Source organism: Rhodocyclus gracilis, from assembly GCF_009617575.1.
Lineage (GTDB): Bacteria > Pseudomonadota > Gammaproteobacteria > Burkholderiales > Rhodocyclaceae > Rhodocyclus > Rhodocyclus gracilis.
In genome coordinates, this window is the sequence record NZ_WIXJ01000005.1 from 112498 (window position 1) to 134466 (window position 21969).

Genomic DNA, 21969 nt, shown 5'->3' on the forward strand with positions numbered 1-21969 from the left:
GCTCAGTCAGCGGGGATTGCCACCGGGCGAATCTCATCTCAGGCGGCGGGAGGGGTCGGTCGGTTGCTGGCGGGAACCTTGACCGCGGCGCGGATGTTGTTTTCGATTTCCTCGGCGATGGCTGGGTTGGCCTTGAGGAATTCGCGGGCGTTGTCCTTGCCCTGGCCGATCTTCTCGCCCTTGTAGGCGTACCAGGAGCCGGATTTTTCGACCAGCTTGTGCGTGACGCCAAGTTCGATGATTTCGCCTTCGCGCGAGCAGCCCTCGCCGTAGAGGATGTCGAAAATGGCTTCGCGGAACGGTGGCGCCACCTTGTTCTTGACGACCTTGACCTTGGTTTCGCTGCCGACGACTTCGTCGTTCTTCTTGATCGCGCCGATACGGCGGATATCGAGACGGACGGAGGCGTAGAACTTCAGTGCATTGCCGCCGGTCGTCGTTTCCGGCGAGCCGAACATGACGCCGATCTTCATGCGGATCTGGTTGATGAAGATCACCAGCGTGTTGGTTTTCTTGATGTTGGCGGTGAGCTTGCGCAGCGCCTGACTCATCAGGCGGGCGTGCAGGCCGACCATCTGGTCGCCCATTTCGCCTTCGATTTCGGCGCGCGGCGTCAGCGCGGCGACCGAGTCGATGATGATGACGTCAACGCCGCCGGAGCGTACGAGCATGTCGGCGATTTCCAGCGCCTGTTCGCCCGTATCTGGCTGCGAGATGAGCAGTTCCTCCATGTTCACGCCGAGCTTCTGCGCGTAGGTGGGGTCGAGTGCGTGCTCGGCGTCGATGAAGGCGGCGACGCCACCGAGCTTTTGCATCTGCGCGACGACTTGCAGCGTCAGCGTCGTCTTGCCGGAGGATTCCGGGCCGTAGATTTCGACGACTCGCCCGCGAGGCAGGCCGCCGATGCCAAGCGCGATGTCGAGCCCAAGCGAACCCGTCGAGACGACCTGAATGTCGTTTTCGACGCTGCCCTCGCCCATTTTCATGATCGAACCCTTGCCGAACTGTTTCTCGATCTGCGCCAGCGCGGCGGAGAGGGCTTTTGCCTTGTTGTCGTCCATCGTCGATCCTTTGTCTTGAGTGATGGGAAGTGTCGTAGTCGTGAGAGGGTGGGATTCGGCAATGCCGCGCCCGACACTGGGATTATATACAGTAAAAATGCGGGTGTGCACCTGCGGCGTGACACTGACGTCGGCGGCGCCCGCCGAAGGGCTCAGGCGGAGAGCGTCGCACAGCGCTCAAGGAGGCCGCCGAGGGCGCTGGCGACGGAGGCGGCGCGCACGGCTTCACGGTCGCCGGCGAAATGCTGCGTCGTGGCATCGCGTCGTCCGTCGCGATGCGCCCAGGCAAAACAGACCGTGCCGACGGGCTTGGCTGGCGTACCGCCCTCAGGACCGGCGATGCCGCTGATGGCGATTGCCCAGTCGGCCGGACTATGCGCCAGCGCGCCGTCGGCCATGGCCAGCGCCGTTGCTTCGCTGACCGCGCCGTGCGTGGACAAGGTCGCCGGATCGACGCCGAGCATCTCCATCTTGGCGGCATTGGAGTACGTGACGAAGCCCCGGTCGAACCAGCGCGAGCTACCGGCGATGGCTGTAACGCACTGGGCGACCCAGCCGCCCGTACAGGATTCGGCGAGAGCCAGACGCTCGTCGCGTTGCAGCAGTTGCTCGCCGACGCGGGCGGCGAGGAGTTCGAGCGCGTTCGGGTGCATGCGATACCTCCCGTGTAGGGCGTGGCTCGGCGTGGATTCCTAGAGGCGTGCCAGCAGGACACTGGCGCCGAGCAGCACGCCGATGGTGTAGACCGCGGCGAAAAGATCGTCGGTCATCACGCCAAAGCCGTTCTTCACCTGCTCGTCGAAATAATTGGCCGGCCAGGGTTTGACGATATCGAAGAAACGGAAGAGGAAGAACGCCGCCGTTTGCCACAGCCAGCCGGCTGGGCAGAGGAAGAGCACCAGCCAGAAGGGGACGATCTCGTCCCAGACGATGGCGCCATGATCGACGACGCCAAGATCAGCACCCGTGCGGTGTGCGGCGGCGACGCCCACAGCGAACGCCAGCGCGAGAAAGACCAGCAGCCAGGTCGGAGCCATCGCCCAGGCGAGCAACGGAAAGGTCGCCCACGCGAAGAGCGTGCCGGCGGTGCCGGGGGCGAACGGCGACAGTCCGCTACCAAAGCCGCAGGCGACAAAGTGTGCCGGGTGCGAAAAGAGGAAGCCGAGTGGCGGGGGGGGAAGTTTAGCCAAAGTGATCGTATCCGCGTCGAGTGAGGGTGAGCGGGTCGCCGTTCCGGTTGCGCACGCTCAGTGCGCCGGGCGTGCCGGCGTGCAGGCGTCCGCAGCGGGTGAGCGGCAGCGCCAGTCGCTTTGCCAGGGCCGCGATCGCCTGCCGGTGCGCCGACGGGGCGGTAAACAGCAACTCGTAGTCATCGCCGCCGGCGAGCAGGCAATCGTGCCACAGCGCGCTGGCGACGCCTTCGGGGGCGGGCGCAAGTTCGCCGAGATCGACCTCGGCGGCCAGCGCGGAGCGTTCGAGGATGTGGGTGAGATCGGCGAGCAGTCCGTCGGAAACGTCGATGGCGGCGTGCGCGAGATGTTCCTCTCGCAGGGCGAGGCCGAGTTCAACGCGTGGCGTCGGCGTGTCGAGCGCGGTGTCGCACGCGCTACGTAGCGTCTCCGGCAGTGTCGTGCGCCCTTGACGGGCGGCGAGGGCCAGCGCGGCGAGTCCGGGGGTGCCCGAAATCCACAGATCGTCGCCCTCTCGCGCGCCGTCGCGGCGCAGCGCCAAGCCGGCGGGCAGTTCGCCGATGGCGGTAACCGACAGCGTCAGCGGCCCACGGGTCGTGTCGCCGCCGACGAGATCGAGTTGGTAACGCGCGGCGCAGGCAAAAAAGCCGCGCGCGAAGGCGCCGATCCAGTCGTCGTCGGCGTTCGGCAGCGCGCCCGCCAGCAAGGCCCAGCGTGGTTTTGCGCCCATGGCGGCGAGGTCGGAGACGTTGACCGCCAGCGTCTTCCAGCCGAGACCTTCAGGGTCGGCATCGGGGGCGAAGTGCACGCCGGCTACCAGCATGTCGGTGGTGACGGCGAGTGTCTGGCCGGGGCTTGGCGTCAGCAGGGCGCAGTCGTCGCCGGGGCCGAGCATGGTGGCCGGCGTGGCGCGCGCGAAATGGCGCCGGATGAGATCGAATTCGCCGGCCATGCGGACGGTGCGATCAGCGTCCGGCGCGGCGGGCGGCGACTTCTTCGGGGCGCAGGCGGGCGGCGAGCTTGTCGAGGACGCCGTTGACGAACTTGTGGCCGTCAGCGCCGCCAAAGCCCTTCGCCAGCTCGATGGCCTCGTTGATGATGACGCGGTAAGGCGTCTCCGGGTAGGTTTCAAGCTCGAAGGCGGCGGCGAGGAGAATGCTCGACTCGACCGGCGACAGCTCGGCGAACGGGCGGTCGAGGAAGGGTTCGAGCGCGGCCTGCAACTCGGCATGGCGGCGCATCACGCCGCGCAGCAGGGCGCGGTAGAAATCGCCGTTGGCTTTGTGAAAGCCGTCCGCTTCATGCACATGTGCTTCGATGGTGGCCTCGTCGGCACCGCCGACGCGCCATTGATAGAGGCCCTGCATGGCGAACTCGCGGGCCAGCCGGCGCGGCGATTTGCCGCTGCGCGCCGGTGCCTTGCCGCGCGGGGCGCCGCCGGACTTGCGCGGGGCGGCTTCCGGAACGTCGGTCGTGGTGTTCTGGGGAGTGTTGTTTTCGTCGCTCATCGTTGTTCCTCAAGCGCATTGAGCAGCGTCGCCATTTCAATGGCGGCTCGTGCGCAGTCGATTCCTTTGGTGGTCATGCGGGCCAGCGCCTGATCGTCGTCTTCGGTGGTGAGAATGCCGTTGGCGATCGGCACGCCGGTGTCGAGCTGGACTTCCATCAGCGCACGGCAGGCGTCGTTGGAAACGACTTCGAAGTGGTAGGTTTCCCCGCGAATCACCGCGCCGAGCGCGATCAGCGCGTCGTAGCGCTGGCTCTGCGCCAGCGTCAGCAGCGTCAGCGGGATCTCAAGGGCGCCGGGGACGGAGGCGATGGTGATGTCGCTGTCCGCGACGCCCGCCTCGCGCAGGGCGGCGACGCAGGCGTCGCTCAAGCCCCGGCAAATATCGGGGTTGAAGCGGCTGACGACGATACCGATACGCAGCCCGCGTCCGGCCGTCGCCGGTTCGGCGGGGGTGGAAAAATCGAATTCCTGAAGCGTCTCGTATCGCGCCATGGTGGGGCTCTTTCGCGTCGACCGGGCGGCGTGCCCGGTTGGGGTGAAGGGGAAGGTTGGGGCGTTAGCGGGGGGGCGTCAGTTCGGCGGGGCTGGCGACGAAGCCAGTGACTTCGAGGCCGAAGCCGGCGACGCTCGGCATGCGGCGCGGGCTGCCAATCAGCTTCATGCGGCAGACGCCGAGCTGGCGCAGGATTTGTGCGCCGATGCCGTAGGTGCGGGGATCCCAGCGCGGCGAAGCGGCCTTGGCAGCAGCATCCGCCGTCAGCGCGGCGAGAATGCTGTCGCCGCTTTCCTGACGGTGCAGCAGGACGATGGCGCCGGCTTCGGCCTGGCTGATCGCCTGCATGGCGACGGAGAGCGGGAAGGTGTGGCGGCCGCCCAGCGTGTCGAGGAAGTCGAGCGCCGAGAGCGATTCGTGAACCCGGACGAGCGTTTCGCGCCCGGGCTGGATGTCGCCGCGCGTCAGCGCCAGATGGACTTCATTCGAGCTGCGGTCAGCGAAAGCGTGCAGGGTGAACTCGCCGTACGGGGTTTGCACCGTCTTCGACAGGCGGCGTTCGACCAGCGTCTCGTTGTGGCTGCGGTAGTGGATCAGGTCGGCGATGGCGCCGATCTTCAGACCGTGCTGGCGGGCGAACTCGACGAGATCAGGCAGACGCGCCATGGTGCCGTCGTCCTTGAGGATCTCGCAGATCACCGCCGCCGGTTCGCAGCCGGCAAGCAACGCCAGATCGCAGCCCGCTTCGGTATGGCCGGCGCGAACGAGTACGCCGCCGGGTTGCGCCATGATCGGGAAAATATGGCCGGGCTGGACGATATCCTGCGGCCCGGCCTCCTTGGCGACGGCGGCTTGCACGGTGCGCGCGCGGTCGTGCGCCGAAATGCCGGTGGTGACGCCTTCGGCCGCTTCGATGGAGACGGTGAAGGCGGTGGAGAACTGGCTGCGGTTGTCCCGCGCCATCTGCGTCAGACCGAGTTGCCGGCAGCGCTCTTCGGTCAGCGTCAGACAGACGAGGCCGCGGCAGTGGGTGACCATGAAGTTGATGACTTCAGGCGTGATGTGTTCGGCGGCAATCAGAAGATCGCCTTCGTTTTCGCGGTCTTCTTCGTCGACCAGAATCACCATGCGACCGGCGCTGATCTCGGCGATGATTTCGTCGATCGGGGAAAGCAATGAAGATGCGGTTTGCGGCGACATGCGCGGCCTCCAGCAGTGGAAAGGGGATGTCCGGAGAGAGGCTGCCGGCGCCGCAGGCGGCGCCACGGCGGCAGGCTCCGGGAGAAACGAGGTCAGTCGGCGCTGCCTTGTTCGCCGAGCATGCGCTCGACGTAACGCGCGATCAGGTCGATCTCGAGATTGACGCGTGCGCCGGGCGCCAGACGGTGCAGCGTCGTCACGGTCAGGGTGTGCGGAATCAGGTTGATGGTGAAGATTGCGCCATCCACCGTGTTGGTCGTCAGGCTGACACCGTCAACCGTGATCGAGCCTTTGCGTGCGATGTATTTGGCGAGCGCCTGCGGGGCGCGGATCTCGAGCAGACGGCAGGCGTCTTCGCCGGTGCCGACGGGGTCGAAGCGCAGTACTTCGCCGACGCCGTCGACGTGTCCGGAGACCAGATGGCCGCCGAGACGGTCGGCTAGACGCAGCGCTTTTTCGAGGTTCACCTGGCCCGGCGCGTCGAGGCCGACGGTGCAGGCGAGCGTTTCGGGCGAGACGTCGACGCAGAAGTGGCCCGGCGCGAGGTCGGTGACCGTCAGACAGACGCCGCTACAGGCGATGGAGTCGCCGAGCGCGACATCGCTAAGATCGAGACTGCCTGCGTCGATGCTCAGGCGCAGCGTTGCGTCGTTGTCGGCGCGCGGCGACAGATCCACGATGCGACCGAGACCGGCGATGATTCCGGAAAACATGATCGATCAATCCCTTATGGCGAGAGGACGGCGATTCTAGCACGCGGGCGGCGAGGCGGCGGCACGCCGGCCGGGGTAGAATCTTGCCCCGCTCCGCAAACCGCTATTGCTCATGCTCCGCTTTCTCGACCTGTCCGCCAGCATCGTCATGCGCCGCATGTTGCGCCTCTGGGTACGTGCCGACGTATTTCCCGACGATCCGGCGAGTCTGGGCATCGATCCGGAGAAGCCCGTCTGTTACGTCCTGCAGGACGGCCGACTGGCCAATCTGCTGACCCTGTTTGATGAATCGCGGCGCGCCGGTTTGCCGCTGGCGGAATCGGCGCTGACGGTTGGTGCCGTGCGGGCGCCGCGGTCGGTCATTTTCCTGACGCGCCGGCAGCGTCTGACGGCTTCCGCGCGTGAGCGCTACGAGCATTCGCCGCTGCTCGTGCGTTTGGTCGAACAGGCGTGCGCCGGCGGCCCGGTGGACGTGCAGCTGGTGCCGGTGACGATTCTCTGGGGGCGCAGCCCGAAGCATCAGGATTCGATCCTCGGCGCCCTGTTTGCCGAGACCTGGCGGGTGCCAGGCATCCTCGGCCAGATTCTGGCGGTGTTGGTGCACGGGCGGAACGTTCTGGTGCGCTTTAATACGCCGGTGTCCTTGACCGGTGTTTTCAGCGAAAACGCGCCGATGCCGGATGCGCCTCGGGCGCTGCGCAAGCTGTCGCGCGTCTTGCGCGTGCACTTTCGCCGGCAGCGCGAAATGGCGATTGGCCCCGATCTGTCGCACCGCAACACGCAAGTCGACGCCCTGCTGGCCGCGCCCACCGTTCGTGCGGCGATCAGCGCCGAGGCGGCGACGCGCAAGCAGTCGCCGGCGGCAGCCGAGGCCCGCGCGCGGCGCTTTGCGCTGGAAATTGCTTCCGACTATTCGTACGGCGCGGTACGGGCGCTCGAGCTGTTCCTCACCTGGCTGTGGAACCGCCTCTACGATGGCGTCGAAGTGCACCACATCGACCGGCTGGCGTCGATTGCGCCGGGCCAGAGTGTCATCTATACGCCCTGCCATCGCAGTCACGTCGACTACCTGCTGCTCTCCTTCATCCTCTATCGCAATGGGCTGACGCCGCCGCACATCGCCGCCGGTGCGAACCTCAATCTGCCGCTGGTGGGGCCATTGCTGCGGCGCGGTGGCGCTTTTTTCATGCGCCGCACGTTCAAGGGCGAGCCGCTCTACGCGGCGGTTTTTCACGAGTATCTGCATCTCATCATCACGCGCGGGTTTCCCATCGAGTACTTCATCGAAGGCGGGCGTAGCCGCAGCGGCCGTCTGCTGGCACCGAAGGCGGGCATCCTCGGCATGACGGTGAGGAGCTTCGTGCGCGAGCATCAGCGCCCGCTGATTTTCGTGCCGGTCTACATCGGTTACGAAAAAGTCGTCGAAGGCAGTACGTACCTGCGCGAACTGGAGGGGCGCCCGAAACAGCGCGAGTCGCTGTGGGGGGTGCTGCGCACCGCGCGGCGGCTGAAGCGCGAGTTCGGCACGGTGCACGTGAATTTTGGCGAGCCGCTGCCGCTGGCGGCATTCCTCGACGGCATTCGTCCGGGCTGGACGGCCGAGCCGGCGCCCCCCGCCAGCGAGACCCCGCCGGCCGAGGACTGGCCGCGTGCGGCGACCTTGGCGGCGGCGGGCGAACTGGCGCAGCGCATCAACGAAGCAGCGGTCATCAATCCGATCAATCTGATCGCGCTGACGCTTCTGGCGACGCCGAAACACGCTGCCGACGAGCAGGCCTTGTTGCGCCAGATTGCCCACTGTCAGGCCCTGCTGGCCGAGGTGCCCTATTCGGCGTCCAGTATCACCTGTGCGCAGTCGCCGGCAGAGATCGTCGCCACCGCACAGCGGATGGGCTACGTCGAGCAGGTCGCCCACCCGCTCGGCGATCTGCTGCGCGTCGTCGAGCAGCAGGCGCCGCAGTTGGCGTATTTCCGCAACAACGTCCTGCATCTGATCGCCCTGCCCGCCTTGATGGCCTGCCTGCTTAGCCACAACCGGCGTCTCGGTGAGACGCATCTGCGTGAAGCTCTGGCGGCGATCTATTCGCTGATGCGTTCGGAGTTGTATCTGCGCTGGTCTGCCGACGAACTGCCTGCGGTGGTCGACGCCTACGTCGCCGTGCTGCTTGCGCGCGGTCTGCTCGAACGCACGCCGACAGGCGACCTCGTGGCTCCAGAGACGAATCGCGCCGAGTTCGCCGACTTGCGCCGCCTCGGCGAGAACATCCGGCCGACGCTCGAACGCCACTTCCTCATCCTCGCCCTGCTCGAACGCGCCGGCTCCGGTTGCCTGACCCGGCGCGGGCTGGAAGAAGACTGCCACTTGCTGGCGCAACGCCTGACGCTGCTCTACGAATTCAACACCGCCGAGTTTTCCGAGCGTTCGCTGTTTACAGCGGTGCTGGGGCATCTGCTGGAAACCGGCTTGCTCCACGAAGGCGAGGACGGCCTCCTGCATTTCGAGCCGCACATGACGACGCCGCTGCGCTGGGCCGAACTGGTGTTGCCGGCCGATGTGCGTCAGGCCGTGCGGCGGATGGCCGGCGAAGGCGTCGTCGCGCCGCTTGCGCCCTGACGCCAGCCGCTTGCTGCTGGGCGGGTAGGTGACACGGGGGGCGGCTTGTCAGACGTGCGTCGAGCTCAGGCGCTGACCCCGGTCGCCGGCCAGGGAATGACGTAAAACAGCACGGCGAAAAAGTGCAAGGCGCTGCCGAGTAGCACGAAGCCGTGCCAGATCGCGTGGTTGTACGGCAGGCGGCGCCATTTGTAGAAAACGACGCCGCCGGTGTAGGCCAGTCCGCCGGCGGCCAGCAGTGCCAGTCCGCCACCGCCGAGCCGTGCCAGCAGCGGCTGAATGGCGATGATCGCCACCCAGCCCATGGCGACGTAAAGCGCCACGACCAGTCCATGCAGGCGGCCGCGCAGGGTCAGGCGCAAGACAATCCCGGCAATCGCCAGCGTCCAGATCAGGACGAACAGCGACCAGCCCCACGGGCCGCGCAGGCTGACCAGCATGAACGGTGTGTAGGTGCCGGCGATGAGCAGAAAAATCGCCGAGTGGTCGAGCGTGCGGAAAACCTGCCGCAGACGTTCGCCGCTGACGCTGTGATAGAGCGTCGAGGCCGTGTAGCAGAGGATCATGGCGGCGCCGAAGACCGCGCAGCTGACGATGTGCCAGACATCGCCATTGAGCGTCGAAAACGCGACGAGAACGGCCAGACCGGCAATCGCCAGAACGATACCGACGCCGTGCGTGATGCTGTTTGCCAACTCCTCGCGTGCGCTGTAGCTCGGCAACGCAGACGAAGCGGCCGGCGCAGCGTGGCCGGCCTGTGGCGATGGAACGGAAACGGAACTCACGGTGGAACCTCACGGAAAATGTCGCCAGCGGCGATACGCTGACTATACGCCACGCCTTCCGGGCACCAACACATGGTGTGAGGGTGCCGTCGCCGGCCCGATGAGCACTCTCCCACGAGAGAACGCGCCCTCACGCGAGAACTGCGACCTCTGCGATGGGCGGCGTGGCTGTCCTGTCACGCGTCACCCTTGCCGGCGTGGCCCCGCGCGGCGCTGGCTGGGGCGGCCCCGAAGCGGGGCGTCTCAGCCTTGAGAACCGTCGTTGTGCGCGAAGGTTCAGGCTTTCTTCAGGAAGCAGGCCTTCAGCATGAAGCTGCCGGCCTCCATCTTGCAGTCGACCTCGTGGTCGCCACCGACGAGGCGGATGCTCTTCACCTTGGTGCCGACCTTCAGGGTGATCGACGAACCCTTGACCTTCAGATCCTTGATCAGTACCACCGAATCGCCGTCGGCAAGGACGTTGCCGTTGGCGTCGCGCACGACGCGGGTGTCTGCCTGATCGTCTTCTGCGGCCGCCTGTGTGGGCCACTCGAAGCCGCAGTCGGCACAGACGGTGCGATCGCCGTCCGGGTAGGTGTTCTCAAGGGTGCATTGCGGGCAGGCGGTGGGCGTCATGGCGGAGAGCTTCCGGGATGGGCCGCGCATTCTAAAGGACTCGTCGCGCACGGCAAATTGTCTTTGCACGAAATACCCGACTGATTGTCTCAAGAATGTGAGGCGCGCGCCGTAACATTCCTTGGGCGCGGCATTCCACGTCTATGACAGCTACGAAGGAATCGATCATGAACATTGCGTCAACCAGCGCGGCTTACGGCACTGCCGCCACACCCGTTGCACAGCGCTCCGCTGAAGCCGCCGAAGTCCAGAAGCGCGGGCCGGATCACGACCGCGACGCCGACGATGCCACGGCGGCCGTGAGCGCACCGGCGCCCACGGTCAACAGCAGCGGTCAGAAAGTCGGTCAGGTCATCAACGTTACGGCCTGATCGCCTGCGCTAAGAAAGCCCTCGCGCCGATGTGGCGCGGGGGCTTTTTGCGTTAACGACGGTCGGGAGCAGCGTGTCCGGCGTGGTCGATCATCTTGCGCAGGAAGAGGCGGGCTTTTTCCCTCTGGTTCGGGTTGAGGCTGTCGTAGAAGGCGAACCAGCGTTCGCGCGAGGCTTCGTGCCGCTTGGCGATATCGGCGTGCGTTTCGTCGTGCGCCTTGAAGATGGCGCGCAGGTCGGCGTTCGGCTGATCGAGGGCGGCCAGCGTCTTTTCGTGTTCTTCGCGCAGACGTTCGCGGCTGTCTTTGCGTGCGTCGCGTGTCGCCTGCTCGGCGTCTTTCCACAGCGCTTCCTGCTTGGCATCGAGCTTCAGTTCGTCGTGCAGGCGGCCCAGTTCGCGCAAGGGGCTGCCGTGGCCGCCGTGTTCGGCGCTCCAGTCGCCGCGCGCGCGGCCGTCGCAGCCGCCATCGGGCGGCAGGGCGAAGCTGGTGCTGGCTGCGCCAAGGCCGAGGCCAATGGCAGCGGTGGCGAGGAAGCGGCGCAGGGTGCGCGAGGAGGTCGATTTGTTCGTCGTGTGCATGTGTGTTCTCCGCTGAGGGTTACGGGATCTGGGCTGTGCTTGTCCGGCACGTGTCGGTGCCGGCATCGTCGCTCGGCCCGCGTGGCCGGCGTTGATGGGGGCATTGTCCGCGCCCCACCTTGTCAAACGATTTCGCCGGCATGGCAAAAAATTGCAAATTGTTGCGCGGGTGAACGGGTGGCGAAGCTTTGCGTCGCTCTGCCGCTCAGGCGCGCCGTGGCAGCAGGCTTTCCACCGCCGCCGCAGTCAGCGGGCGGCTGAAGAGGTAGCCCTGCATCTCGCAGCAGCCGAGTTCGCGCAGGATGTTCTGCTGGGCGAGGCTTTCGACGCCTTCGGCGATGCTGGTCAGGCCGAGGGCGTGCGACAGGGCGAGAATGGCCTGGACGATGAGGGCATCGCTGCCCTGCTCGTCCAGATGGCGGACAAAGGACTGGTCGATCTTGAGCTTGTCGAGCGGGAACTGCTTGAGATAGGCGAGACTGGAATAGCCGGTGCCAAAGTCGTCAATCGACAGGCGGACGCCCATGGCGTGGAACTGCTGCATGAGCGAAAGCGACTTGCCGACGTTGCGCATCAGGGAGCTTTCGGTGAACTCAAGCTCCAGGTAGCGGCCGTCGAGGCGATGGCCGGCCAGCGTGCGGGCGACGATCTCCGGTAGATCGCCGCGCGCCATCTGGTGTGCCGATACGTTCACGGCGACGACGAAGTCGTCGAAGCCGGCATCGAGCCAGCGCCGGCGCTGCCGGCAGGCTTCGTCGAGCGCCCATTCGCCGAGCGTGAAGATCATGCCGTTCTCTTCGGCCACGGAGATGAACTCGCCCGGCGGAATCAGGCCGCGCTGCGGATGGTCGATGCGGATCAGCGCTTCGACACCGACCACCTTGCCGCTGCCGAGATCGACCTGCGGCTGGTAGTGCAGCGTCAGCCAGCGCTCGGCGACGGCGCGCCGCAGGTCGTCGCCGATGGTCAGCAGACGTTGCGAGTGCTCGTTCATGCGCTTGGTGAAAAAGCGGAAGCTGTTCTTGCCGCCGACCTTGGCATTGAGCAGGGCCGAGTCGGCGTTCTTCATCAGGGTGGCGAAGTCCTTGCCATCGTTGGGGAAGACGGCGATGCCGATACGCGCCGAGAGATTGATCAGCTGGCCGCTGACGGCGTAGGGCTCGGCGATGCTGGCGAGCAGGGCCGAGGCGACGGGATTGATGGCGCTGGCGGCGTTGAGGTCGGGCAAGGCGACAACGAAGAAATCGCCCGAGAAGCGCGAAACCGTTCCCTGCGCGCCAACGACATCGAGCAGGCGTCGCGCGCTCTGGTTGAGTACCTGATCGCCGGCGACGTGACCGAAGAGGTCGTTGACCATGTGGAAGTGGTCGAGGTTGATGAAGAGCACGCCGACGTGCCGGTCGTGCTGCGTGGCGTGGATGATGGCCTCGCCGACGCGGTCTTCCATCATCAGCTGATTGGGCAGCCCGGTCAGCGCGTCGAAGCGCTTCAGGCGGTGCAGCTCTTCCGCCGCTTTCTTCTGCATCAGATCGCTGAAGACGGCGAAGTGGTTGCTGACGCGGCCCGCTGTGTCGCGGACGAGGTTGATCGTCACCCAGGCCGGATAGATGTCGCCATTCTTGCGCCGGTTCCACAGTTCGCCCTGCCAGGCACCCTGCGCGCTGAGCGTCGCCCAGAGATCCTGATAAAACTGTCGGTCGTGCCGGTCAGATTTGAGCAGTCGCGGGTTCTGGCCGAGCACTTCGGCGGCCGTGTAGCCGGTAATGTCGACGAAGGAGGCATTGACCGCGACGATGTTGTTCGCGGCGTCGGTGATGATCATGCCGTCGCTGCTGTTGGCGAAAACCTGGGCGTAGAGGGCGACCTGGCTTTCCGCGTAGAGGCGCTGTTCGGTGTCGGCCATTTTCGCCAGAGCAAACGAAATATCGCCGGCGACTTCTTCGAGCAGCGCGACGACGTCTTCGTCGAAATAGCTCTCCTCTTCGGCGTACACGGTGAAGGCGCCGCGAAAGCTGCCGCCGCCGATGGGCAGCGCCATGCTCGAGCGCAGGCCACAGCGCCGCATTTCCGCATGCCACGGTTCCGATTCGTCGCGCGTTTGCAGATGCTCCATGATCACCGGCCGCCCTTCGCGGATGGCGGTGCCGGTCGCACCGCGGCCAGTCGCCAGCTCGGGAGAGGTGTGGATGACGAGCGTTTCGAGATAGGACTGGTGCTTGGCATCGCCGCTGCAGGCGAGGACGTGTACGCGGCCATTCTCGGAGCGTCCTTTCGCCTCTTCGCCGATCCAGGCGAGGACGAAGCCGCCGTAACGGGTGGCAATGTCGCAAACCTCGGTGAACAGGGCCTGCCGGTCCGTCAGTTTGACGATCGCTCCGTTGATGCGACTGAGCATGGCGTAGATGGCGGTCTTGTGCGCCAGCGCGAGCTCAATGCGCTGGCGCGCGCTGATATCGTGGACGAAGGCAAAAAACCGCATGCCGCCGCCGTCGTCGAGCAGGCGCACGCTGACTTCGACGGCGATGCGGTGCCCGTCACGGTGACGCCACTGCGTCTCGAAGAAGCCGCCACCGTCGCGGCTCAGCCGTTGCATGTTCTCGGCGATTTCCGCCGGCCCTTGCTGCCCCTCGATTTCGCTCAAATGCATGCCGAGCAGTTCGTCGCGCGTGTAGCCGACAAGCTGACAGCAGGCTTCGTTCACGTCGCACAACTCACCTTCGCTGCCAACAATGACGAAGGCGTCACGCGAGGTCTGGATGATCGTGCCGTAGCGTGCTTCGGCGCGTTTGTGCGGGGTGATGTCGGCGAAGAAGCCAAGGATGCCGCCCACCTCGCCGTCGGCGGTGTACCAGGGCGTTTTGGTGGTGAGAATCCAGCCCTCGCCGTCGTGCGTGCGAAACGGCTCTTCGTACGAGAGGGTCAGCTTTTCTTCGCGCACGCGCCGGTCGTCTTCGCGGTAGCGTAGCGCCAGTTCGGCGGGGAAGAAATCGAGATCGTTGCGGCCGATCAGCGCTTCGGGGGCAACGCCAAGGTCTTCGGCCATCTTCCGGTTGAAGAAGAGGTAGGTCGAATCACGATCCTTGACGAAGACGCGCAAGGGCAGGCAGTTGAGCACCGCGCGCAGCAGTTCTTCGTCATCGATACGGGTTGCGGCCGCGCGCGGCGGGAGGGGGGAACCGGGTAGGGCGGAGGTCATGGTCTGCTGCCAGTAACGAAGGGCGTTTCGACGGCACAGCGACAATCATCAGCAAAAATGCTTTTTGCATTGTAGGGCAGTATTTCCGCCGCGCAACAACGGTCAGATGCTCCGGCGCGAGATCGGTTGCAAATTATTGCGTCTGGCGGTCGCCGAGCGTGTCCGCGCATAGAATGCTGCGCATCGTCGCGGGCGCCGTTGTGCCCGTGACGGGCGGACGTTGCCGGCGGTCAGGGCGTCCGCCTGGGCGTTGCCGACCGCGTACGCCCCGTCACGGACTATTGCGCCATGAAGAAAATCCTCATCGTCGACGACGACCCCGAACTGCGTCAGCTGCTGGCGACCTATCTGGCGCGCCACGGCTTTGACGCCCTCCTCCTGCCTGATACGCGCAAGCTCGACGAGTATCTTGACCGCTACCAGCCGCAACTCGTCGTGCTCGATCTGATGATGCCGGGCGAAGACGGTCTGGCCGCCTGTCGCCGCCTGCGCGCGCGTGGCGAGACGCGTCCCGTCATCATGCTGACGGCGCGCGACGAGCCGGTCGATCGCGTGTTGGGGCTGGAAATGGGGGCCGACGACTACGTCGGCAAGCCCTTCGATCCGCGCGAGCTGGTGGCGCGCATCGACGCCGTGCTGCGGCGGGGCGCGCGTCTGCCGGCGGCGCCGGACCCGGCGGGTGGTGTGGTCTGCTTCGGGCGCTGGCGTTTCGACCGGGGCGCGCGTCGCCTGCTCTGCAACGGTCAGGAAGTGGCGCTGACCAGCGGCGAATTCGCCCTGCTCAATGCGCTGGTCGGCAATGCCCACCAGCCGATGCGGCGTGAGCGTCTGCTCGAATTGACGCGCGGTGAGGACAGCGAATCCTACGACCGCTCCGTCGACGTGCAGATGCATCGCCTGCGCCGGCTGATCGAGGACGATCCGGCGCACCCGCGCTACTTGCAGACCGTCTGGGGGATCGGCTACGTCTTTGTCGGTGACGCGGCAGGGCTCGCGCCGGTAGCGGCATCGGCGCCATGAGACTGCTGCCGGCCGCTCTGGCGGCGCGTACCGTGCTGCTGATCGTCGCCGCCATCGTCGTCGCCGAGATGGCGACGTTCTGGATACTCGGCGAGGTGCGCCGTTCGGCGCACGTCTCGCAGACGACGCAACTCATCGCCGCGCAAGTGCGGCTCCTGCAGGCGGTGCTGCCGGGGCTTGACGATGCCGGACGTGCACGACTGGCGGAGGCGTGCCCGGTGGGCTCGACGCCGCAACTGCAACTGCTGCCGGACGGCCCCGGTGTGCCGACGCATGCGCCGGATTTCGGCTTTGGCCAGCATCTCGCGGTGGCGTTGACCGAGCAACTGGGCGAGCCCGTCCTGCTGCGTTACGCCGGCGGGCATGGCTTTCATCACGATTCAATCTGGCATCACGCGCCGCCGCCGGAGCGCGAGAGTGAGCGTGGGTCGGGCGAGCCGCCCGACGCCGCGCTTAGCGACCGTCAGCGCGACGGCGCCACGGCTTCACGACGGGCGCACGGCGCACTCTGGATCGGCTTCATGGCCGGTCAGGAACGCTGGTGGCTGGTCTTGCCACCGCTACGTTTCGAGCCGCCGGAGTTGCCGCCGCAAATGTGGGTGGCGCTGGCCTTGGCGCTGGCGGCGCTGGTCGCCCTCGCCTCGTTTTTTGTGCGCGGCATCGTCGGGCCGCTGGCGCGCCTTGGCGAAGCGGTGGCGGCGACGGGCGACGGCGCACGACAGCCGGTGCAGCCGGAAGGGCCGACCGAGGTGCGCCGTCTCGCCGAGCAGCACAACACGATGCTCGGGCAACTCCAGGCCGCCGAAACCGAACGGCGCGAAATGCTGGCCGGCCTGACGCACGATCTGCGGGCGCCACTGGCGCGTCTGCGTCTGCGCGTCGCCCTGCTTGAGGACGATGCGGCCGAGGTGCGCGACGGCCTTTCCCGCGACGTCGACGCGATGGATCGCATCGTCAGCCAATGTCTGGCCTTCCTGCGCAGCGAGCCGGCGGGTAATCGGCCAACGGCACCGCTGGCGATCGGCGAAGTGCTCGCCGAGGCGGTGGCGCGGCAGCGCGAACTGGGGCGTCCGGTCCAGTGGACGGAAGCTCCCGAGGCGGCGGGCTGCCGCGTCGCCATCGAGGCGGCCGCTTTGCAGCGCGTCGTCGACAACCTCATCGACAACGCCTTGCAGTACGGCGCGCCGCCCGTCGAATTGCAGCTGTCCTGCCCGGAAATTGGCACTCCGGCGACTCCCGGCACAGCGCGCCACGTGTGCCTGTCGCTACGCGATCACGGGCCGGGGATTCCCGCCAGCGAGCGGGCGCGGGCGCTCGAACCCTTCACGCAGATCGAACCAGCGCGGGCGACGGGCGGCAGTTGCGGCCTTGGCCTCGCCATCGTGCGGCGCATCGTTGAAGGTTCGGGCGGCGAGTTGTCGCTCGCCGAGGCCGAGGGCGGCGGCTTGCTGATCCTGATGCGCTGGCCCTGCGCGTGAGACGCGCGGCAGCGAGCGGAAAGCAGTAAGGACAAAGAACGAAGAGGCAAAAAGCCGGAACAAGCCCGAACAAGCCGGGAAAATCAGCAAGCAGATCGGCAGGAAGCAGATCGCCGGACGTTGTAGCAAGACCTCGGCGCCGGGCCGCGCGTTAGCGCGGTGCCGGCCCGACGCGGTCGAGCGTCCTCAGGAAGGTCGGCGCGTCCTGATAGCCGACGACGCGGCCGCCGGCGATCTCCTGACCCGCGGTGTTGAAGAAGATCGTCCCCGGCGGGCCGTAGAGGTGAAAGCGCTGCAAGAGCGCCTTGTCGTCCGTGTTGTTGGCGGTGACATCGGCCTGGAGCAGCGTCCAGCCGGCGAGGCGGGCACGGATGCGGGCGTCGGCGAAGGTATCGCGTTCCATTTCCTTGCAGACGACGCACCAGTCGGCATAGAAATCGAGCATCACCGGCCGGCCGTGCGCCGCAGCGTCGGCAATCTGCGCGTCGAGTTCGCTGACGGAAGCGACGCGCACGAAGGGCAGCGTCGCCGAGGCGCTTTCGCCGCGCAGTCCGGCCAGCGGTTGCAGGGGATCGCGGGCGCCGGACCATGCGCCGACCAGCAGCGCCACGCCGTATAGCAGCGCTACCAGCGCCAGTCCCTTGGCCAGCCGGCGTCCGCCTTTGGCGTGCGGCGGCAGCGGGTCGAGTGCGTGCAGATACACCGCCGGCACGATCAGCAAGATCCCCCAGGCGGCGAGCAAGGCGGCAGCGGGCAGCAGCGGTGACACCAGCCACGCTGCAACCGCCAGCAGGATGATGCCGAAGGCCTTGTTGACCAACTGCATCCACGGGCCGGCTTTCGGCAGCAGGGCGCCGGCCGAGGCGCCGACGACGAGAAGCGGCACGCCCATGCCGAGGGCCATGGCAAAGAGCGCGGCACCGCCGAGCGCGGCATCGCCGGTCTGGCCGATGTAGAGCAGCGCGCCAGCCAATGGCGCGGCGACGCAGGGGCCGACGATGACAGCAGAGAGCGCGCCCATCAGCGCGACGCCGGGTAACGAGCCGCCGCGCACGCGGTCGGCGCTCGCCGAAGCGCGGCTTTGCAGGGCGCTCGGCAGTTGCAGCTCATAGAAGCCGAACATGGCACCGGCGAGAACGACAAACACCAGCGCGAATCCGCCCAAGGCCCACGGGGTTTGCAGGGCCGATGAGAGCAAAGTGCCGGTGAGCCCGGCGGCGACACCAGCGACGGCGTAGGTCAGCGCCATGCCAAAAACGTAGGCGAGCGACAGCGCCAGTGCTCGCCCTCGACCTGGAGTCTGCGTCTGATCCTGCGCGCCGCGACTGCCGACGATGATGCCGGAAAGAATCGGCAGCATCGGCAGCATGCAGGGCGTCAGCGACAGGAGGAGGCCAAAGCCGAAGAAGCTGGCGAGTACGCCGAAAAACGAGGCGTCCTTGAGGAGTCGGGCGATCCGCCCGGATTCATCGCTACCGTCGACGCGGGGGCTGTCGTCGGCGAGTGCCGCACCGTCCGTCGCGGCGGGGGGCGGCAGTTGCAGCGTGAGGGTTTGCTGTTGCGGGGGATAGCAGATGCCGGCCTCGGCGCAGCCTTGCGAGGTGACGGTCAGACTCAGCGGTGTCGACGCGCTGGCGTCGGTGCCAGCCTCGCGGCTGACCGGCAGGCGGATCGTCGCGTCATTGAAGTACACGACGACGCGGCCGAAGGTGTCGTCGACCTTTTCCTTGCCCGGCGGCAGACGTGGCGCGCCGAACGAAAGGCCGCTGTCGGGCGGCGTGGCGAAACGCAGTTTGTCGCGGTAGAGGTAGTAGCCACGCGCGATTGTGAAATGGATTTCGACCGTGCTGCCGTCGAGAGCGCGTGCGCTCGCCTTGAAGGCAACGGCCGGGTCGAGGAACTCCTGCGTACTGCCGGCCGTTGGCAAGGCCAGCAGTGCCAGTAGTGACAATGGCGCCAGCGCTCGCCGCAGCTGGCGCCAGCCCGCCTTCAGACGGCGCAGGAAGGCGGCCATCAGCTTTCCTCCGGTGACGCGTCGTCGCGCGTTTCGCTGGCGATCCAGTCAAGATAGGGCGGATGGCCGGCGCTGATGGGCACGGCGATCAGCTCAGGAACGGCGTACGGATGGCGCTCAATGATTGCCGCCGCCAGAGCGTCGTAGCGCTCGTTGCTCGTCTTGATGATGAGCGGTGTTTCCTCGCCGCGCTCGACGGCGCCCTGCCACTGGTAGATCGAGGTGCACGGCGCCTGAATGCTGACGCAGGCCGCGAGGCGCGCGGCGACGAGGTGACTGGCCAGCGCTTCGGCGCTGGCGCGGTCGGGCAGTGTCGTGAAGACGAGTATGGCGGACATGCGGCGATTCTACCCTGCTCCCGGCCTCCTCTTCGGCGGCATCTGCCGTCCGTGGCGGCGCCGGCGGCGGGCCTCGGTGTGCCTTAATGGGCGTCGCCGATATAGCGGAAGTTCTGCATCAGGGCGCGCAGTTGCTCGGCCTTGGCTTGCAGGCGGGCCGTCTGTTCCTGCGTTTGCGCGATGATGCCGACGCTGGCTTCCACGGCGGCGGCAATGTCGCCGATGCTGCGCGAAATACCGTCGCTGGCTTGCGACTGCTGCGCCGAGGCGTCGGCGATGTGGCGCGCCATGTCGTTGATCTGGCCGGTCTGGCGGGCGGCGTGCAGTAGCCCCTCCTCGGTGCGGTCCATCTCGCCGTCGGTGCGGGTGACGTTCGCGCCAGCGGCCTGCATGCTGCCGAGCGCTTCGTCGGCGTCGCGCTGGACGGTACTGACCGTCGAGGCGATCTCTTCCGTTTGCCGGCTGACCCGTTCGGCGAGCTTGCGCACTTCGTCGGCGACGACGGCGAAACCGCGCCCGGATTCGCCGGCACGCGCCGCTTCGATAGCGGCGTTGAGCGCTAGCAGATTGGTTTGGTCGGCGATTTCGCGAATGGCGTGCGTGATGGTGGCGATCTGCTGGATCGACTGCGACAGATTGTGCATCGTCGCGCTGGCGGTGCTGACCGATTCGACGACCTGGCGCGAGGCCTCGCGGTTGGCGTGCATCTGCGTCGACACGACATCCAGCTCGCTGCGCGCGGCGACGACCGCCTCGGCGGTGCCCTTGGCCGATTCGGCAACGTCACGCACCGTGCTGCTCACCTGACTCATGGCGCTGGCGATTTCGGAGACGGCTCCGGCCTGGCGCTCCGATTGCTGATGCACGCTCAGCATCTTGTCGTTGACCTGATGCGCGCCGTCGCCGACGGTGCCGGCGACTTCGCCGATCTCGGCCAGCATCACCTTGAGGTGCGTCTGCATGATCAGCAGGCCGTGGTTGAGCCGTCCGAGTTCGTCACGGCGCTGGAAGGGAATGCTGTCGGTCAGGTTGCCCTGCGTGATGTGGTCGAGACGTTCGGTGATCCGCCGCAAGGTCGCCAGCGCGCTGCGTTGCGTGGCATAGAGCGCGCCGCCGGCGGCCACGCCGAGCGCCGCCAGTACGGCGATGGCGGTGTCGATCGCCGCCAGCGGCCAGCCCGTGGCCTGGACAATGGCAGGGCCACCCAGCGCGACGCCGGCGCTGGCGACGATGGCGGCGAGCATGAGCAGCGTCAGCGTGGCAAAGCGTGTGCGCAGGCTGGCGTGGGCGAAGCGAGCCGCGCGGGCCGGCTTGACACTGCCGGCGTTCAATCGCCGGTAGAGCGCTTCGGCGTCGGCGATCTGCTGACGCGTCGGCTCGGTGCGTACCGACATGAAGCCGGTGGTCTGGTTGTTGTTGCGTACCGGCACGACGAGCGCGTCGACCCAGTAGAAATCGCCGTTTTTGCAGCGGTTCTTGACGATGCCGCGCCAGGGGCGACCGTCCTTGACCGTGCCCCAGAGGTCGGCGAAGGCCGCCGGCGGCATATCGGGGTGGCGCACGACATTGTGGTTCTTGCCGATCAGTTCGTCGCGGGTAAATCCGCTCAACTCGACGAAGGCGTCATTGGCGTAGGTGATGGCGCCTTTGAGATCGGTTTTTGAAACGATGTAGTGGCCCTTGGGGAAGGGCAATTCATGCTGCGTGACCGGCAAATTCTTCTTCAAGACCTACTCCGTTACAGATGCGTCTGAATATCTGAATCAGTGCCGTGGCCGCAAGGTGCGCCGCGACGGGGTGCCTCAATCACGCCAGGCGCGCATCAGCAGATCGCGGATGAGCGGCAGGCGGCGGTGAAAGAAGTGGTCGGCGCCGGGGATGACGACGACCGGCAGATCGAGGGGCTCGGCCCAGGCGAGAACGTTGGCGAGCGGCACCGTTTCGTCGCGGGCGCCGTGGATGATCAGCGTCGTCGCCGGCACAGCAGCGGTTTCGTAATGGCGGGCGCCTTCGACGTAGCCGGCGGCCGTGCCGACCAGCGCCATGCGCCGCGCGGGATGGCCGGCTTCGGCGAGCGCCTGCGCCACGCGGGTCTGCACGTAGGCGCCGAAGGAGAAACCCGCCAGCGACACCGGCAGATCGCCCCAGCGCTGCCGCGCCCAGGCGAGAACCGTCAGCATGTCGTCCGTCTCACCCGCGCCGTCGGCGTGTGTGCCGGCACTGTCGCCGACGCCGCGGAAATTCGGGCGCAGGGCGATGTCGCCAAGCTTCAGGGCCGCCCGCGCCAGCGTGTGCGTCACCTTGTTGCTGTTGGCGCCGCCAAACAGCGGGTGCGGATGGCACACCAGCGTGATGCCGCGCGGCGCGGCTTCGGGAAGCTCGACGATGGTCTCGATCGCGCCGGTTGCGCCGGCGATCAGGACGGTTTCCGCGCGTGCGTTCATTCGCGGCGCAGGCGTTCGACCGGGCGTCCGCCGATCAGGTGTTCCTGGATGATTTCTTCGAGGTCTTCCTGATCGACGTAGGTGTACCAGACCGCCTCGGGATAGACGACGAGCGTCGGGCCAATGTCGCAGCGGCCAAGACAGCCCGCCTTGCTGACACGAATGGCGCCAGCGCCGGAACGGCCGAGGCTGGCGATGCGTTCCTTGGTCCACGCGAAGGCGGTACTCGCGCCCATGGCGTTGCAGCAATCCTGTCCGCCGTCGCGCTGGTTGCAGCAGAAGAAAACGTGATGCTTGAAGTAACTCATGGCGAAAACCTGAAAGAAAAGTGACACGAAGCCTGCCAA

General features: G+C 66.7%; 21 protein-coding genes. 4 read left to right on the forward strand and 17 right to left on the reverse strand.

The genetic code is table 11. From position 1 onward, the window contains the following. Nucleotides 1-38 precede the first annotated feature (38 nt). The 8 genes from recA to GHK24_RS08845 form a co-directional block, all read right to left on the reverse strand. The gene (gene recA / locus GHK24_RS08810) at nucleotides 39-1061 is read right to left on the reverse strand and encodes a recombinase RecA (RefSeq protein WP_153472206.1); all 1023 of its coding nucleotides are present in this window, start codon (nucleotides 1059-1061) and stop codon (nucleotides 39-41) included. A 152-nt stretch (nucleotides 1062-1213) separates the two neighbouring features. Further along, nucleotides 1214-1714 (reverse strand): CinA family protein, encoded by a 501-nt coding sequence (locus GHK24_RS08815; protein ID WP_153472209.1) that lies wholly within the window; start codon nucleotides 1712-1714, stop codon nucleotides 1214-1216. 39 nt (nucleotides 1715-1753) lie between these two features. Beyond that, entirely contained in the window at nucleotides 1754-2251 is a 498-nt protein-coding gene (locus GHK24_RS08820) for a phosphatidylglycerophosphatase A family protein (RefSeq protein ID WP_153472212.1), read from the reverse strand. Further along, nucleotides 2244-3203: a thiamine-phosphate kinase gene (gene thiL, locus GHK24_RS08825; RefSeq protein WP_153472215.1), complete on the reverse strand. Its 960-nt coding sequence runs from the start codon at nucleotides 3201-3203 to the stop codon at nucleotides 2244-2246. Before thiL ends, GHK24_RS08820 begins: the two co-directional genes overlap by 8 nt. Before the next feature lie 13 nt (nucleotides 3204-3216). After that, nucleotides 3217-3759 (reverse strand): transcription antitermination factor NusB, encoded by a 543-nt coding sequence (gene nusB / locus GHK24_RS08830; RefSeq protein ID WP_153472218.1) that lies wholly within the window; start codon nucleotides 3757-3759, stop codon nucleotides 3217-3219. After that, entirely contained in the window at nucleotides 3756-4253 is a 498-nt protein-coding gene (gene ribH / locus GHK24_RS08835; RefSeq protein ID WP_153472221.1) for a 6,7-dimethyl-8-ribityllumazine synthase, read from the reverse strand. The genes nusB and ribH overlap by 4 nt, the downstream gene beginning before the upstream one ends. A gap of 64 nt (nucleotides 4254-4317) precedes the next feature. Next, nucleotides 4318-5454 (reverse strand): bifunctional 3,4-dihydroxy-2-butanone-4-phosphate synthase/GTP cyclohydrolase II, encoded by a 1137-nt coding sequence (gene ribBA, locus GHK24_RS08840; RefSeq protein WP_153472224.1) that lies wholly within the window; start codon nucleotides 5452-5454, stop codon nucleotides 4318-4320. A gap of 92 nt (nucleotides 5455-5546) precedes the next feature. After that, the gene (locus GHK24_RS08845) at nucleotides 5547-6167 is read right to left on the reverse strand and encodes a riboflavin synthase (RefSeq protein WP_153472227.1); all 621 of its coding nucleotides are present in this window, start codon (nucleotides 6165-6167) and stop codon (nucleotides 5547-5549) included. A 112-nt stretch (nucleotides 6168-6279) separates the two neighbouring features. Here GHK24_RS08845 and plsB point away from each other — a divergent pair, with 112 nt between their 5' ends. Then, nucleotides 6280-8781 carry a glycerol-3-phosphate 1-O-acyltransferase PlsB gene (gene plsB / locus GHK24_RS08850; protein ID WP_153472230.1) on the forward strand — a complete coding sequence of 834 codons (2502 nt, stop codon included), beginning with the start codon at nucleotides 6280-6282 and terminating at the stop codon, nucleotides 8779-8781. Nucleotides 8782-8846: 65 nt separating this feature from the next. Here the strand turns inward: plsB and trhA are convergent, their stop codons facing one another. Together trhA and GHK24_RS08860 are read right to left on the reverse strand one after the other, a co-directional pair. Next, nucleotides 8847-9566 (reverse strand): PAQR family membrane homeostasis protein TrhA, encoded by a 720-nt coding sequence (gene trhA / locus GHK24_RS08855; RefSeq protein WP_167680954.1) that lies wholly within the window; start codon nucleotides 9564-9566, stop codon nucleotides 8847-8849. A gap of 276 nt (nucleotides 9567-9842) precedes the next feature. Continuing rightward, a complete protein-coding gene (locus tag GHK24_RS08860; RefSeq protein WP_153472233.1) occupies nucleotides 9843-10181 on the reverse strand; it encodes a zinc ribbon domain-containing protein YjdM in 339 nt (112 codons plus the stop codon). A 167-nt stretch (nucleotides 10182-10348) separates the two neighbouring features. On the opposite strand from GHK24_RS08860, the gene GHK24_RS08865 reads away from it, so the two are divergent. Further along, nucleotides 10349-10552 (forward strand): hypothetical protein, encoded by a 204-nt coding sequence (locus GHK24_RS08865; RefSeq protein WP_153472236.1) that lies wholly within the window; start codon nucleotides 10349-10351, stop codon nucleotides 10550-10552. 52 nt (nucleotides 10553-10604) lie between these two features. Here the strand turns inward: GHK24_RS08865 and GHK24_RS08870 are convergent, their stop codons facing one another. Further along, complete coding sequence (locus GHK24_RS08870; protein WP_194286403.1) at nucleotides 10605-11132, reverse strand: Spy/CpxP family protein refolding chaperone; 528 nt, start codon at nucleotides 11130-11132, stop codon at nucleotides 10605-10607. Between the two features lie 205 nt (nucleotides 11133-11337). Continuing rightward, nucleotides 11338-14328, reverse strand: coding sequence for a sensor domain-containing protein (locus GHK24_RS08875; RefSeq protein ID WP_153472242.1), 2991 nt, complete (start codon nucleotides 14326-14328; stop codon nucleotides 11338-11340). A gap of 288 nt (nucleotides 14329-14616) precedes the next feature. On the opposite strand from GHK24_RS08875, the gene GHK24_RS08880 reads away from it, so the two are divergent. Both GHK24_RS08880 and GHK24_RS08885 read left to right on the forward strand, forming a co-directional pair. Then, a complete protein-coding gene (locus GHK24_RS08880) occupies nucleotides 14617-15348 on the forward strand; it encodes a response regulator (RefSeq protein WP_153472245.1) in 732 nt (243 codons plus the stop codon). Further along, on the forward strand, nucleotides 15345-16826 hold the full coding sequence (locus GHK24_RS08885) for a sensor histidine kinase (protein WP_153472248.1): 1482 nt from the start codon (nucleotides 15345-15347) through the stop codon (nucleotides 16824-16826). Before GHK24_RS08880 ends, GHK24_RS08885 begins: the two co-directional genes overlap by 4 nt. A 151-nt stretch (nucleotides 16827-16977) precedes the next feature. Here GHK24_RS08885 and dsbD read toward each other — a convergent pair whose 3' ends face one another. The 5 genes from dsbD to GHK24_RS08910 form a co-directional block, all read right to left on the reverse strand. Further along, the gene (gene dsbD, locus GHK24_RS08890) at nucleotides 16978-18840 is read right to left on the reverse strand and encodes a protein-disulfide reductase DsbD (protein WP_153472251.1); all 1863 of its coding nucleotides are present in this window, start codon (nucleotides 18838-18840) and stop codon (nucleotides 16978-16980) included. After that, nucleotides 18840-19178, reverse strand: coding sequence for a divalent-cation tolerance protein CutA (cutA, locus tag GHK24_RS08895; RefSeq protein WP_153472254.1), 339 nt, complete (start codon nucleotides 19176-19178; stop codon nucleotides 18840-18842). Before cutA ends, dsbD begins: the two co-directional genes overlap by 1 nt. A gap of 83 nt (nucleotides 19179-19261) precedes the next feature. After that, nucleotides 19262-20905 (reverse strand): methyl-accepting chemotaxis protein, encoded by a 1644-nt coding sequence (locus GHK24_RS08900; RefSeq protein ID WP_153472256.1) that lies wholly within the window; start codon nucleotides 20903-20905, stop codon nucleotides 19262-19264. Nucleotides 20906-20980: 75 nt separating this feature from the next. Further along, nucleotides 20981-21622 (reverse strand): alpha/beta hydrolase, encoded by a 642-nt coding sequence (locus GHK24_RS08905; RefSeq protein WP_153472259.1) that lies wholly within the window; start codon nucleotides 21620-21622, stop codon nucleotides 20981-20983. After that, nucleotides 21619-21930 carry a ferredoxin gene (locus GHK24_RS08910; protein ID WP_153472262.1) on the reverse strand — a complete coding sequence of 104 codons (312 nt, stop codon included), beginning with the start codon at nucleotides 21928-21930 and terminating at the stop codon, nucleotides 21619-21621. Before GHK24_RS08910 ends, GHK24_RS08905 begins: the two co-directional genes overlap by 4 nt. Nucleotides 21931-21969 lie beyond the last annotated feature (39 nt).

What these genes read in the sequence shown, in the direction of transcription:
- recA (WP_153472206.1), bottom strand. Translation starts at nt 1,061, where the DNA reads ATGGACGACAACAAGGCAAAAGCCCTCTCCGCCGCGCTGGCGCAGATC.
- GHK24_RS08815 (WP_153472209.1), bottom strand. Translation starts at nt 1,714, where the DNA reads ATGCACCCGAACGCGCTCGAACTCCTCGCCGCCCGCGTCGGCGAGCAA.
- thiL (WP_153472215.1), bottom strand. Translation starts at nt 3,203, where the DNA reads ATGGCCGGCGAATTCGATCTCATCCGGCGCCATTTCGCGCGCGCCACG.
- nusB (WP_153472218.1), bottom strand. Translation starts at nt 3,759, where the DNA reads ATGAGCGACGAAAACAACACTCCCCAGAACACCACGACCGACGTTCCG.
- ribH (WP_153472221.1), bottom strand. Translation starts at nt 4,253, where the DNA reads ATGGCGCGATACGAGACGCTTCAGGAATTCGATTTTTCCACCCCCGCC.
- ribBA (WP_153472224.1), bottom strand. Translation starts at nt 5,454, where the DNA reads ATGTCGCCGCAAACCGCATCTTCATTGCTTTCCCCGATCGACGAAATC.
- GHK24_RS08845 (WP_153472227.1), bottom strand. Translation starts at nt 6,167, where the DNA reads ATGTTTTCCGGAATCATCGCCGGTCTCGGTCGCATCGTGGATCTGTCG.
- plsB (WP_153472230.1), top strand. Translation starts at nt 6,280, where the DNA reads ATGCTCCGCTTTCTCGACCTGTCCGCCAGCATCGTCATGCGCCGCATG.
- GHK24_RS08860 (WP_153472233.1), bottom strand. Translation starts at nt 10,181, where the DNA reads ATGACGCCCACCGCCTGCCCGCAATGCACCCTTGAGAACACCTACCCG.
- GHK24_RS08865 (WP_153472236.1), top strand. Translation starts at nt 10,349, where the DNA reads ATGAACATTGCGTCAACCAGCGCGGCTTACGGCACTGCCGCCACACCC.
- GHK24_RS08870 (WP_194286403.1), bottom strand. Translation starts at nt 11,132, where the DNA reads ATGCACACGACGAACAAATCGACCTCCTCGCGCACCCTGCGCCGCTTC.
- GHK24_RS08875 (WP_153472242.1), bottom strand. Translation starts at nt 14,328, where the DNA reads ATGACCTCCGCCCTACCCGGTTCCCCCCTCCCGCCGCGCGCGGCCGCA.
- GHK24_RS08880 (WP_153472245.1), top strand. Translation starts at nt 14,617, where the DNA reads ATGAAGAAAATCCTCATCGTCGACGACGACCCCGAACTGCGTCAGCTG.
- GHK24_RS08885 (WP_153472248.1), top strand. Translation starts at nt 15,345, where the DNA reads ATGAGACTGCTGCCGGCCGCTCTGGCGGCGCGTACCGTGCTGCTGATC.
- dsbD (WP_153472251.1), bottom strand. Translation starts at nt 18,840, where the DNA reads ATGGCCGCCTTCCTGCGCCGTCTGAAGGCGGGCTGGCGCCAGCTGCGG.
- cutA (WP_153472254.1), bottom strand. Translation starts at nt 19,178, where the DNA reads ATGTCCGCCATACTCGTCTTCACGACACTGCCCGACCGCGCCAGCGCC.
- GHK24_RS08905 (WP_153472259.1), bottom strand. Translation starts at nt 21,622, where the DNA reads ATGAACGCACGCGCGGAAACCGTCCTGATCGCCGGCGCAACCGGCGCG.
- GHK24_RS08910 (WP_153472262.1), bottom strand. Translation starts at nt 21,930, where the DNA reads ATGAGTTACTTCAAGCATCACGTTTTCTTCTGCTGCAACCAGCGCGAC.